Raw genomic sequence first — 11,722 nt, 5'->3', positions numbered from 1 at the left:
CGCTTCTTCAAACCTTCACCCAGCGCACGAGGACAAAAGCATGGCATTGGCAGGTCTACTGCAGCAGAGTGCGATTATTCCGGCGATGAAGGCCAATTCCAAGAAGCAGCTGCTTCAGGAACTGGCGGTAAAAGCGGCAAAGATCACCGGGATTCCGGAACGCGAGATCTTCGACGTCATCCTTCAGCGCGAGCGGCTCGGTTCGACCGGCGTGGGCAATGGCATCGCCATCCCGCACGGCAAGCTGAAGGAGCTTTCGCAGATCACCGGCCTCTTCGCGAGGCTTGAAACCCCCGTGGACTTCGAGGCCCTGGACGACCAGCCGGTCGACCTCGTCTTCCTGCTGCTTGCGCCCGAGGGTGCTGGCGCCGACCACCTGAAGGCCCTTTCGCGCATCGCCCGTGTGCTGCGCGATCCGGCCATGGTCGCAAAGCTACGCGCTTCCGACAGCGAAAGCGCGATCTATGCCTGCCTCAGCGAAGAACACGCGTCGAACGCGGCCTGAGGCTTTCGAATTCGCATGAAAAAACCGGCGGTTTTGCGACCGCCGGTTTTTCTGTGTCCGTCAAAGCCTTCGATCAGGCCTGCGTTGCACTCGCGTCGCCGGCAGGTGCCTTCGGGCCGCCCTTGGCGACGCCGACCATGGCGGGGCGCAGCACGCGCTCGCCGATGACGTAACCGTCCTGAACGACCTGCACGACCGTGTTGTTGGGAACGTCGGGGTTCGGCACTTCGAACATCGCCTGGTGGAAATTCGGGTCGAATTTCTCACCGATGGGCTCGAGCTTGCGCACGCCATGGCGTTCGAGGGCCGCCAGCATCGAACGCTCGGTCATTTCTACGCCTTCGGCCAGCGTCTTGACGCTCTCGTCGTTTGCCAGCGCATCGGCCGGGATTGCGTCGAGCGCGCGGCGCAGGTTGTCAGAGACGGCCAGCATGTCGCGGGCGAAACCGGCGACGGAATAGGACTTGGCATCCTTCACGTCGCGCTCGGTGCGGCGGCGCAGGTTGTCCATCTCGGCGGCAAGGCGCAGATACCTGTCGCGCAGGTCCGAATTTTCCGCGCGCAGCACGTCGAGCGGATCCGGCTCGGACGGGGTGTCGGCCTCGACGGCGGCGTCTGCCGCTGCATCCGCAGCCAGGCTGATATCCACCACGTCGTCAGGTCCGTGTTTCTTGCTCTCGTCGGTCATGACGTACTCCGAATTGCATGTGTCCTGAGGTTGGGCCCGATATCGAGCTTTGAGCCCGAAAAATCAAGGGTGGATGGGCAATTCAACGCGAAAGCCGCGACATCAGCTGCGCCGTATAGTCCACCATCGGCACGATCCGCGAATAGTTGAGCCGCGTGGGGCCGATGACGCCGACCGCACCGACGATCTTCTCGTCGCTGTCGCGATAGGGTGCGACGATGAGCGAAGAGCCGGACAGCGAGAACAGCTTGTTCTCCGAGCCGATGAAGATGCGCACGCCCGGCCCGGTTTCCGCGAGGTTCAGGAGCTCGATCAGGCCATCCTTGCGTTCGAGATCGTCGAACAGCATGCGCAGGCGATCGATATCGTCAGCACCGGCAAGGCCTTCGAGCAGGTTCGCCCGGCCGCGCACGATGAGCCGCGTCGGCTTGCCCTCCTCGAAGCCGCCGGACCAGACGGCAAGTCCACGCTCGACGAGATCCTGCGACAGCTTGTCCAACTCGCCGCTGATCTCGCCGCGCAGGCGCTCCAGCTGCGAGCGCGCCTCGACCAGCGTGTTGCCGGCAAGATGGGCATTGAGGAAATTCGCGGCCTCTGTGAGCTGCGAGCCCGTCACGCCGGCCGGCAGCTCGATGATACGGTTTTCCACCTGGTCGTGATCGCCAACCAGCACGACCAGCGCCTTGGTCGGCTCCAGCCGGATGAACTCGACATGTTTGAGCACGGCGTCGTTCTTCGTGGTGATGACGAGGCCGGCGCCACGCGACATGCCTGATAGCGCCTGGCTCGCCTCGTTCATCATGGTCTCGACGGCCGTATGCTTCTGGCCGTGCGGACGCACATGCCGCTCGATCGAGGCGCGGTCCTCCGCCGAGATGTTGCCGATCTGCATGAAGGCATCGACGAAGAAGCGGAGCCCCAGCTGCGTCGGCAGGCGGCCGGCGCTGATATGCGGCGAATAGATTAGGCCCAGTTCCTCCAGATCGCTCATCACATTGCGCACGGAGGCAGGCGACAGCGACATGGGCAGGATGCGCGACAGGTTACGCGAGCCGAGCGGCTCGCCGCTTTCCAGATAGCTCTCCACGATGCGGCGGAAAATCTCGCCCGACCGCTCGTCGAGCGCCGACTGAATGTCCGGACCGGGGGATCGCAAAACCATCTTTCGCCAACAACCTTGTTACTTCAGGGGAATATAGTGATTTAGGCGATCAGCGCAAAACGGATTTTCGCGACGCAGCATCGCGAGAAATCGCCCGGCTTTCCGTCGCGCCATTCCCTCATCCGGCGAACTGGTCTAAAGCACCTTCCAATATATCATGAGACAGGAGTTCGTCATGCGGCCGTCCGGCAGAAAAACCGATCAGATGCGCAAGGTTTCCTTCGAGCGCAACGTTTCCAAACATGCCGAGGGATCCTGTCTCGTCAAGTTCGGCGATACGCATGTGCTGGTCACGGCAAGCCTGGAAGACAAGACGCCGCCGTGGCTGCGCAACAGCGGCAAGGGCTGGGTGACCGCCGAATACGGCATGCTCCCGCGCGCCACCGGCGACCGCATGAGGCGCGAAGCCGCCACCGGCAAGCAGGGCGGTCGCACGCAGGAAATTCAGCGCCTGATCGGCCGGTCGCTCCGCGCCATCGTCGATCTCGAAGCACTTGGCGAACGCCAGATCACCATCGACTGCGACGTCATCCAGGCCGATGGCGGAACCCGCACGGCCTCGATCACCGGCGCCTTCATCGCCCTGCACGACTGCCTGAAGTGGATGGAAGCGCGCAACATGATCAAGACCGAGAAGGTCCTGAAGGATCATGTCGCCGCGATCTCTTGCGGCATCTTCGCCAGCCAGTCGGTGATCGACCTCGACTATCTCGAGGATTCTGCCGCCGAGACCGACGCCAATTTCGTCATGACCGGCTCGGGCGGCATCGTCGAAATCCAGGGCACCGCCGAAGGCAAGCCGTTCACCGAGGAGGAATTCTCCAGCCTGATGACGCTTGCCCGCAACGGCATTGCCGAACTCGTCACCCTGCAGAAGCAGGCGATTGCCGGATAAGGCTCGACCATGACCGCCGCGATCGAAGGCATTCTCGAAACAGCGCTCTATGCTGACGACCTCGACGCGGCGGAAGCCTTCTATGGCGGCATATTGGGGCTGGAAAAGATCACCCGCCAGGCCGACCGCCACGTCTTCTTTCGCTGCGGCCCGGGCGTTCTCCTGATCTTCAACCCGAAGGAGACCGTGCAGCCGCCACCGCCGCACGCCTTCCCCGTGCCGGTGCACGGGGCGACGGGTGCCGGCCACGCCTGTTTCCGTGTTCCAGGCTCAGCGCTTGATTTCTGGGTAAAAAAGCTCATAGAAGCCGGCATCACCATCGAAGCGGACTTTCGCTGGCCGAACGGCGCCCGCTCCATCTATTTCCGTGACCCCGCCGGCAACAGCCTCGAATGTGCCGAGCCGGGTCTATGGAACATCGCCTAGGAACCCTTATGCGCAAGCTCGACACCAAGACGATCGTCGTCGCCAGCCACAATGCGGGAAAAATCCGCGAGATCGAGGACCTGATCGGCCCCTTCGGCTTTTCCGCCAAATCCGCCACCGAACTGAAATTCGACGAGCCGGATGAAACGGGCACGACCTTCGAGGAAAACGCCGCCATCAAGGCGCTCTCCTCCGCCAAGGCCTCCGGCCTGCCGGCCCTTTCGGACGATTCCGGTCTCGTGATCGACGCGCTCGACGGTGCGCCGGGCGTCTACACGGCCAATTGGGCGGAGAAGGAAGACGGCACGCGCGATTTCGCCATGGCCATGGAGAAGGTGGAGAAGGCGCTTTCCGACAAGGGCGTGACCGAGGCGAAGGACCGCACCGCGCGCTTCGTTTCCGTGCTCTGCCTCGCCTGGCCGGATGGTCACACCGAACTCTTCCGTGGCGAGGTCGAAGGCACCGTCGTCTGGCCGCCGCGCGGCGAGAAGGGTTTCGGCTATGACCCGGTGTTCCAGCCCGAGGGTTACGCGACGACCTTTGGCGAGATGAGCGCGGAGGAAAAACACGGCTGGAAGCCCGGCGATGCCACGGCGCTGTCGCACCGGGCGCGCGCCTTCAAGATTTTCGTCGAAACCTGCCTGAAGGCTTGAACGATCCATGACGGCAGTGCCCTTCGACATGCGGCCGAGTTCGGCAGCGGATCTCTCCGATCCCGGCTTCGGCATCTATGTGCACTGGCCGTTCTGTGCCGCCAAATGCCCCTATTGCGACTTCAACAGCCATGTGCGCCACCAGCCGGTCGACCAGCCGCGCTTCGTGCAGGCCTTCCTGAAGGAAATGGCGACAATGCGCCGGCTCACCGGCTCGCGCACCGTCACCAGCATCTTCATGGGCGGCGGCACGCCCTCGCTGATGGCGCCGGAGACGGTGGACGCGATCCTCAACGGCATCGCCCGCCACTGGCATGTGCCCGATGGCATCGAGATCACCATGGAGGCCAATCCCTCCAGCGTGGAGGCCGAGCGTTTCCGCGGCTACCGGGCGGCCGGCGTCAACCGCGTCTCGCTTGGCGTTCAGGCGCTGAACGACCGGGACCTGAAATTCCTCGGGCGGCTGCATGACGTCGCCGATGCGCTGAAAGCCATCCGCCTCGCGCGAGAAATCTTTCCGCGCATGTCCTTCGACCTCATCTATGCCCGCCCCAACCAGACCGTCGAGGAATGGGACCGCGAGCTGAGGGAGGCCGTCTCCTACGCCGTCGACCATCTCTCGCTCTACCAGCTCACCATCGAGGAGGGCACGCCCTTCTACGGCCTGCACAAGGCCGGCAAGCTGATCGTGCCCGACGGCGAGCAATCCGCCGTGCTCTACGAAGCGACGCAGGAGATCACCGAGCGCGAGGGCATGCCGGCCTACGAGGTCTCCAATCATGCCCGCCCCGGCTCCGAGAGCCGCCACAACCTCACCTACTGGCGTTATGGCGACTATGTCGGCATCGGCCCCGGCGCGCATGGCCGGCTGACGACCGGCGGCGCGAAGATCGCGACCGCCACGGAGCGCAAGCCGGAGGGCTGGCTAAGCCTCGTCGAGGCCGAGGGCCACGGCATGGTCGACCAGGAGCTGCTGGAGCGCGAGGCGCAGGCCGACGAGCTGCTGCTGATGGGCCTTCGCCTCAAAGAGGGTATCGATCTCGTGCGCTGGCAGGCCCTGTCCGGCCGCGAGCCGGACCCGGATCGCGAACAGTTCCTCATCGAGCACGGCTTCATCGAGCGCCTCGGCAATTCCCGCCTGCGCTGCACGCCGGCGGGAATGCTGATCCTCGATGCCGTGGTGGCCGACCTCGCCTGCTAGGCCGACCGGCGCTTGTCCGCAAACATCTTGAACACCCGCCCGTCGATGGCTGCAAGGCCGACGGCGATCAGCGCCATGCCGGCAAAATGCTTCGGCGCCAGCACCTCGCCCAGAACCAGCGCGCCGAGCAGGATGGCACTGACGGGGATGAGGAAGGTCACCAGCATCAGGTTCGTAGCCCCCGCCGTCGCAAGGATGCGGAAGAAGATGACATAGGCGAGGGCTGTGGCGAGCACGGCAAGGCCGAACAGCGCGAGCCAGGCCTCGTGCGAGGGCATGGCCAACGTCCAGGGACGATCGACGACCAGCGCCACGGGCAGCATGATCAGCGCGGAGGCCGTCACCTGCCCTGCAGCCGGCAGCAGCGGCGGCAGGCCCATGCGGCGGAAACGGCGGCCCCAGATACCGGCAAAGGCATAGGACACGGCAGCCCCCAGTACGGCCAGCTGCGCCAGCACATTCGTGCCGAGATCCGACAGCACCGAAGGGCCGATCATCAGCGCCACACCGGCAAAACCGACGAGCACGCCCACCAGCCGGCCACCCGTCATCTTCTCGTCCTCCGTCAGCACATGGGCAACGATGACGGCGAAGAGCGGCGTCGTGGCGTTGAGGATGGAAGCGAGGCCACTGGCGATATGCGTCTGGCCCCAGACGATCAGCGAGAAGGGGATGACATTGTTCAGCACGCCCATACCGAGAAAGGCGAGCCAGACCTCGCGGCCGCGCGGCACGGCATGGCCAGACAGGCGCACGATGGTCCAGAGCGCAATCGCCGCCAGCGCCACGCGGGCGGCGACGATGGTGAGCGGCGGCAGCTCGCGCACGAGAATGCCGTTGAACAGGAAAGAGCCGCCCCAGAGCGCGGAAAGCGCGATGAGCAGGCCCCATTCGATCGTCGTCATAGGACGGTTTGACATGATGGTATCCTCAGAGATTTTTTCTAAACCGGATGAAAAGGCCGGATGTGACGCACCGGAATTTGCGCTATCATTCCGGTAATTTCCGCCTGAGACAAACGATCATATTTCCTGATATCAGCGAGGAAAACTAAATCATGAACGGTCGCCTCCCCTCTCTGTCCGGCCTGCGCGCCTTCGAGGCGACGGCGCGGCATCTGTCCGTCACACTTGCCGCCGACGAGCTTTCGGTCACGCCCGGCGCCGTCAGCCTGCAGATCCGTGACCTCGAAGAAGCGCTCGGCGTTCGGCTCTTCGAGCGCAAGCCGCGCCGGCTGATCCTGACGGACGATGGCGAAGGCTACTTCAAGGCCATGCGCTCGGCCTTCCGGCTGATGCGCGAGGCGACGGAGGAACTGCTGATCCGGGCGCGCTCGCCGTCCACGCTGCTGATCAGCTGCACGCCGACTTTTGCCGCGCAATGGCTGGTGCCGCGCCTGCCGAAATTCGAGGAGAGCCTGCCCGGCGCCGATATCCGCATCAGCGCCTCCAACCGCCTCGTCGATTTCGCCCGCGACGGCGTCGATATCGCGATCCGCCATGGTTTCGGCCGCTATGAGGGCCTGGTGAGCGAAAGGCTGCTGGACGACGACCTCGTGCCTGTCATCGCGCCTTCCCTGCGCGAGCGGATACCGCTCGACGAGCCTGGTGACCTCGGCAAGCATGTGCTGATCCACGACGTGCACCGGCAGGATTGGCGGCTCTGGCTGGAATCCAACGGCATCACCGAGATCGACGCCCAGCGCGGCCCCGTCTTCACCGACAGCAACGGCGCAATCGAAGCGGCGAAGGCGGGCGATGGCGTGGTGCTGGTGCGGCTGTCACTGGTGGCGCGGGAAATCCAGGAACGCCGGCTGGTTGCGCCCTTCTCGAGAGGGGTCGCGACAGGGCTCGCCTACTACATCGTCTATCCGCCCGGCGCGCTGGATCGCCCGGCCGTCGCCAGCCTCCGGCAATGGCTGACGGAAGAGGCCCGTGCGGTGCGCGGCAGCTAATCCGGAAAATCTTCCATCTGCTCTTTGTAAATCTCGAAACCTGCCCGCCTGTAGGTCACCTGCGCCTTCGGGTGGTCGTTGGTATCGGTATGCAGCCAGATCCGCCGCGTCGCCTCACGCCAGACGGCCCGCAGCGCCGTGTCGAGCAGCCAGGGGCCGATGCGCCGGCCATAGGCGGCCGGGATGAGACCGAAATGCGTAAGTTCGATATCCTCGGTATCGATGGCATCGAATTCGCAGAGGCCTATCGCCCGCCCCTCCTCGCGCAGGACGAAGGTCGCCGTCGAAAACGCAGACAGGAAGGCCGCCAACGCTGCCTGCGGCATGTGCAGGCGGGAATCCCAGGTGAGCGGCGTGCCGATCTCCCGGTAGATCGCTAGATAGTCTTCGATCGAGAGGCGTTCCGGCTGAAACGCGAGATTGACGGCCGGCACTGGCAGAGCCGCACGGTTCGCCGGCGGTTCGCGCAGGTGCATATAGGTGACGAGCAGTCGCATGCCGGTCTCTCAAAGAGAAACGCCGTGCGCGTCCAGAGGACGGCACGGCGTCGCGCTAAAGGGCAAAGGGCCTATTCGTTGATCAGGCGCTTCAGAAGCTCGATCTCGTGGCTGAGCTTGGTATCGCCCGAGATCAGTTCCTCGATCTTGCGCACTGCATGCAGCACGGTCGTGTGGTCGCGTCCGCCAAAACGGCGGCCGATTTCCGGGAAGGAGCGTGGCGTCAGCGTCTTCGACAGATACATGGCGATCTGGCGCGGCTTGACGATGACGCGGGTGCGGCGGTTCGAGACCAGCTCCTGGCGCGAGACGTTGTAATGCTTGGCAACGACGCGCTGGATGTCCTCGATGCGCACGCGGCGCGGCTCGCCGGCTGCGACGAGATGGCCGAGCAGTTCGTCGACGCGCTCGATCGTCAGGTTCGGCTCGAAGGAGCGGCGAAACAGCAGCTGATTGAAGGCGCCTTCCAGCTCGCGACCGCTGGCCGTGATGTTGCGGGCGACGTGGCTCAGAATTTCCGGCGAGATATCGAGCGAGCCGTCTTCCTGCTGGGCTGCGGCCAGGCGGCGCTTGAGGATTTCGAGGCGCATCTCGTAGTCGGGCGCTTCCATCTCGATGGCGACGCCACCCTGGAGGCGCGAACGCACGCGCGGATCGAGCGATTCCAGTTCCCACGGTGCGCGGTCGGCGGCGACGACGACCTGCTTGGCGGAATCGAGCAGCATGTTGAGCAGATGGCAGAACTCGTTCTGGATCGAATTCCCCTGCAGGAACTGCATGTCGTCGATGATCAGGAGATCGATGTTGCGCAGCGTCTCCTTCAGCGAGAGCGCGTCATTGTCGCGGATCGCGGTCGCGAAGCGCCACATGAAATATTCGGCCGTCAGATAGACGACGCGCGGATTGCGGGCGCTGGAAAGCGCACCGAGCGCGATGGCCTGCAGAAGATGCGTCTTGCCGAGGCCGACGCTGGAATGGACGAAGAGCGGGTTGAAGCGCACGGCGCCGGCACCGGCTTCCGCGATGGTGCGGGCGGCGGCAAGGGCGACGCGGTTCGACGTGCCCTCGACGAAGGCATCGAACGTGTAGCGCTGATCGAGCGGGGAGCCGAAGAGCGGGCCGGTGTGCTGGGCGCGCGGCTGGGCTGCAGGCGCAATCGAAGCAATGGCATTGGCGACGGGCTGCGGGCCACCGGCGGCGCGGCGCGGCTGGGCCTGCGGTGCGGGTTCGGCAACGGCAACGGCCTCGTCGAGGCTGCCGGGACGCACGCCGCGGGTGGCGGTGCGCACCAGGATTTCCACCTTGAGGATTTCGGCATCCTCCTGCTGGAACAAGCTGGTGATGAGATCGAGATAGCGGTTGTTGATCCAGGACTTCAGAAATGTCGTGGGCACAGACAGGCGCACGACGCTCTTCGAGACGGAGTGGATCTTCAGCCGACCGAACCAGCTTGCGAAGACGTCCGGACCGACCTGCGCTTTAAGGCGCGCGCTGACCCGCTCGAAAATCGCGTCCTGCTTCATATCGGATGGAACCCCCGCCGCGCGCACTTCTTCTTTCGGAAGCGCCTTGAGTGCATTTTCCCCGTTCGCGAATGCACCAGTCGTCCTGGCCGTATTCATTTGCATCTTGCCGCCTTCTTTCATGCTTCTTCGCCACGCCGGCAGTTCTGCCGACGCCTTCCATGTTTGCCATCGCCCGTCCGTGTCGAGCCAATCGCCCGAACGGGTTCTGGTGTCCCTGACAGTGCCGACCCCCTACCTTCAGCACGGTCCTGTTTGTCAAACACAAGTCGGGCCTCGAAAGATCCGGCGTCATGCCCGATCCGCTTGGTCCGTTTGTGAGCCACACCATCCGCTCCCTCGTTGAGCGTCCGGCAGGCATGCCCGCGTTCATCACGGCCGTCCTCGCGGCTTTCGCCCGGCGCGACCGAAGTCGCAAAAAGCCCTGCCAGTGTGCCAGGGGCACCTGGGGCAAGCTCTGCCGGTTTGATGATTTTACGAAGCGTGGGCCGCTCCGCTACAGAGAACAAACAACCACCGCTGCCTTGTGAGACAGTCTTGCCGGCGATCATTTTCGGGATATGTCCGCGCCCCCTGTGGAAAGCATTTAGGCAGGATCATGCCCCAAGATCAATCACGAATTTTACGCAAAATTAAGGGGCAGGCGTTGACTCGGAAGAGCGTTTTTGACTCGGAAAGCCCCCCTCTCAACAGAATCCGTTAGGAATCAATGGCTTTGTTTTCGGGTGGGTTTCGCAGCGCGGGAAAAACGAAAAAAATAAAAATTCGCTTGACTCAAATTGCTGTCAAACTCCCGCTACGAAAGGGGTACCGAGGCGGGATAACCTCCCACAAGTAACTGAATTTAAAGAGTTTTCTTCGTCACTCTTTTGACACGATCGAGCCGTGCACGTTAACCATAGCAAGCCCGAAAAACAAAACAAAAAGCCCGGCGCAGGCGCCGGGCTTTTACTAATATTGCATAGCTCAGGTGGAGCTGATCAGGCTGCCGTCATCGTCTTGACGCGGTTTGCGAGACGCGAAACCTTGCGGGAAGCCGTGTTGGAATGAAGCACGCCCTTGGTGGCAGCGCGCATCAGTTCCGGCTGTGCAGCCTTGAGGGCGGCAGCGGCCGAAGCCTGGTCGCCGGAAGCGATGGCTTCTTCGACCTTGCGGATGAAGTTGCGGACGCGCGAACGGCGCGACTTGTTGACTGCAGTGCGCGCGGCGATCTTGCGGGTCGCCTTCTTTGCCGAGCTTGTATTGGCCATGTATGCCTCTCTTCAGAAATCTGACACGAACTCCACCCTCGCCGTGCCGGGTCACTGCGACCTGTCATCCAAGCAATTCGGGAGCAATATCGGAAAACCTCAGAATTCGGCTTTCCAAACTGTGGGCGGCGTATAGCTGGAAACCGCGGGGTCGTCAACGCGGATTCTGCAAGAAACGCCGCCTCGGGTGATTCACCGGTTGCCGAACACAGGCTTGCGCTTCTCGATGAAGGCCGTCATGCCCTCCTTCTGGTCTTCCGTGGCGAAGAGCGCATGGAAGAGCCGGCGCTCCGCGCGCATGCCTTCCGACAACACCGTCTCGTAGGCGCGGCTCACCGCCTCCTTGGCCATCATGGTCGAGGGCAGCGAGAAGCCCGCGATCTTTTCCGCCGCCGCCAGCGCCTCGTCCATCAGCTTTTCCGGCGCGACGACGCGGGCCACCAGGCCGCAGCGCTCAGCCTCCGCCGCATCCATCATTCGGCCCGTCAGGATCAGGTCCATCGCCTTCGACTTGCCGAGCGCGCGCGTCAGGCGCTGCGTGCCGCCCATGCCGGGGATGATGCCGAGCGTGATTTCCGGCTGGCCGAATTTCGCCGTCTCCGAGGCGATGATGAAATCGCACATCATGGCGACCTCGCAGCCGCCACCCAGCGCAAAGCCGCTGACGGCGGCGATCATCGGCTTGCGGCAGGCTGCCACCTCGTCCCAGCCGGCGGCAAGGTCTTCCACGACCGCTTTGGCAAAGCCGTAGGGCTGCATTTCCTTGATATCAGCACCGGCGGCAAAGGCTTTTTCCGAGCCGGTGAGGACGATGGCGCCAATGCCGGCATCCGCCTCGAAGCCTGAAAGCACGCTCTTCAACTCCTCCAGCAGCTTGCGGTTCAGCGCATTCAGCGCCTGCGGCCGGTTGAGCGTGATGAGGCCGACGCGTCCGCGCGTCTCCACCAGCAGGGTTTCATAGGCCATTC

General features: G+C 63.6%; 13 protein-coding genes. 6 read left to right on the top strand and 7 right to left on the bottom strand.

Annotated elements, in window-relative coordinates:
- Positions 1-40: 40 nt before the first annotated feature.
- A complete protein-coding gene (gene ptsN / locus ACOZK4_RS12805; protein ID WP_298100574.1) occupies positions 41-505 on the top strand; it encodes a PTS IIA-like nitrogen regulatory protein PtsN in 465 nt (154 codons plus the stop codon).
- Between the two features lie 73 nt (positions 506-578).
- On the opposite strand, the gene grpE is transcribed toward ptsN, so the two are convergent.
- A complete protein-coding gene (gene grpE / locus ACOZK4_RS12800; RefSeq protein WP_313529817.1) occupies positions 579-1,193 on the bottom strand; it encodes a nucleotide exchange factor GrpE in 615 nt (204 codons plus the stop codon).
- 82 nt (positions 1,194-1,275) lie between these two features.
- Positions 1,276-2,355, bottom strand: a complete 1,080-nt coding sequence (gene hrcA, locus ACOZK4_RS12795; protein WP_421592201.1) for a heat-inducible transcriptional repressor HrcA — start codon at positions 2,353-2,355, stop codon at positions 1,276-1,278.
- Positions 2,356-2,530: 175 nt separating this feature from the next.
- Here hrcA and rph point away from each other — a divergent pair, with 175 nt between their 5' ends.
- Genes rph through hemW form a run of 4 tightly spaced genes read left to right on the top strand, consistent with a single transcriptional unit; the run spans position 2,531 to position 5,530 of the window.
- The gene (gene rph / locus ACOZK4_RS12790) at positions 2,531-3,250 is read left to right on the top strand and encodes a ribonuclease PH (RefSeq protein ID WP_313529812.1); all 720 of its coding nucleotides are present in this window, start codon (positions 2,531-2,533) and stop codon (positions 3,248-3,250) included.
- Positions 3,251-3,259: 9 nt separating this feature from the next.
- A complete protein-coding gene (locus ACOZK4_RS12785) occupies positions 3,260-3,676 on the top strand; it encodes a VOC family protein (RefSeq protein WP_421592200.1) in 417 nt (138 codons plus the stop codon).
- Positions 3,677-3,684: 8 nt separating this feature from the next.
- Positions 3,685-4,329: an RdgB/HAM1 family non-canonical purine NTP pyrophosphatase gene (rdgB, locus tag ACOZK4_RS12780; RefSeq protein ID WP_421592199.1), complete on the top strand. Its 645-nt coding sequence runs from the start codon at positions 3,685-3,687 to the stop codon at positions 4,327-4,329.
- A 7-nt stretch (positions 4,330-4,336) separates the two neighbouring features.
- On the top strand, positions 4,337-5,530 hold the full coding sequence (gene hemW / locus ACOZK4_RS12775; RefSeq protein ID WP_421592198.1) for a radical SAM family heme chaperone HemW: 1,194 nt from the start codon (positions 4,337-4,339) through the stop codon (positions 5,528-5,530).
- Here hemW and ACOZK4_RS12770 read toward each other — a convergent pair.
- Entirely contained in the window at positions 5,527-6,450 is a 924-nt protein-coding gene (locus ACOZK4_RS12770; protein WP_421592197.1) for a DMT family transporter, read from the bottom strand. The two genes, hemW and ACOZK4_RS12770, sit on opposite strands and share 4 nt — an antisense overlap.
- A 137-nt stretch (positions 6,451-6,587) precedes the next feature.
- On the opposite strand from ACOZK4_RS12770, the gene gcvA reads away from it, so the two are divergent.
- The gene (gcvA, locus tag ACOZK4_RS12765) at positions 6,588-7,484 is read left to right on the top strand and encodes a transcriptional regulator GcvA (RefSeq protein WP_421592196.1); all 897 of its coding nucleotides are present in this window, start codon (positions 6,588-6,590) and stop codon (positions 7,482-7,484) included.
- Here the strand turns inward: gcvA and ACOZK4_RS12760 are convergent.
- The 4 genes from ACOZK4_RS12760 to ACOZK4_RS12745 all read right to left on the bottom strand — a co-directional run bounded on the left by ACOZK4_RS12760 (position 7,481) and on the right by ACOZK4_RS12745 (position 11,720).
- The gene (locus ACOZK4_RS12760) at positions 7,481-7,981 is read right to left on the bottom strand and encodes a GNAT family N-acetyltransferase (RefSeq protein ID WP_313529798.1); all 501 of its coding nucleotides are present in this window, start codon (positions 7,979-7,981) and stop codon (positions 7,481-7,483) included. The two genes, gcvA and ACOZK4_RS12760, sit on opposite strands and share 4 nt — an antisense overlap.
- A gap of 71 nt (positions 7,982-8,052) precedes the next feature.
- Complete coding sequence (gene dnaA / locus ACOZK4_RS12755) at positions 8,053-9,504, bottom strand: chromosomal replication initiator protein DnaA (RefSeq protein ID WP_421592195.1); 1,452 nt, start codon at positions 9,502-9,504, stop codon at positions 8,053-8,055.
- Positions 9,505-10,484: 980 nt separating this feature from the next.
- The gene (gene rpsT / locus ACOZK4_RS12750; protein ID WP_117367657.1) at positions 10,485-10,754 is read right to left on the bottom strand and encodes a 30S ribosomal protein S20; all 270 of its coding nucleotides are present in this window, start codon (positions 10,752-10,754) and stop codon (positions 10,485-10,487) included.
- A 192-nt stretch (positions 10,755-10,946) separates the two neighbouring features.
- Complete coding sequence (locus tag ACOZK4_RS12745) at positions 10,947-11,720, bottom strand: enoyl-CoA hydratase (protein WP_421592194.1); 774 nt, start codon at positions 11,718-11,720, stop codon at positions 10,947-10,949.
- Positions 11,721-11,722: the final 2 nt, after the last annotated feature.

It is taken from the genome of Shinella sp. M27 (assembly GCF_049199905.1).
GTDB lineage: Bacteria > Pseudomonadota > Alphaproteobacteria > Rhizobiales > Rhizobiaceae > Shinella.
This window is presented reverse-complemented; position numbering and strand designations above follow the sequence as displayed.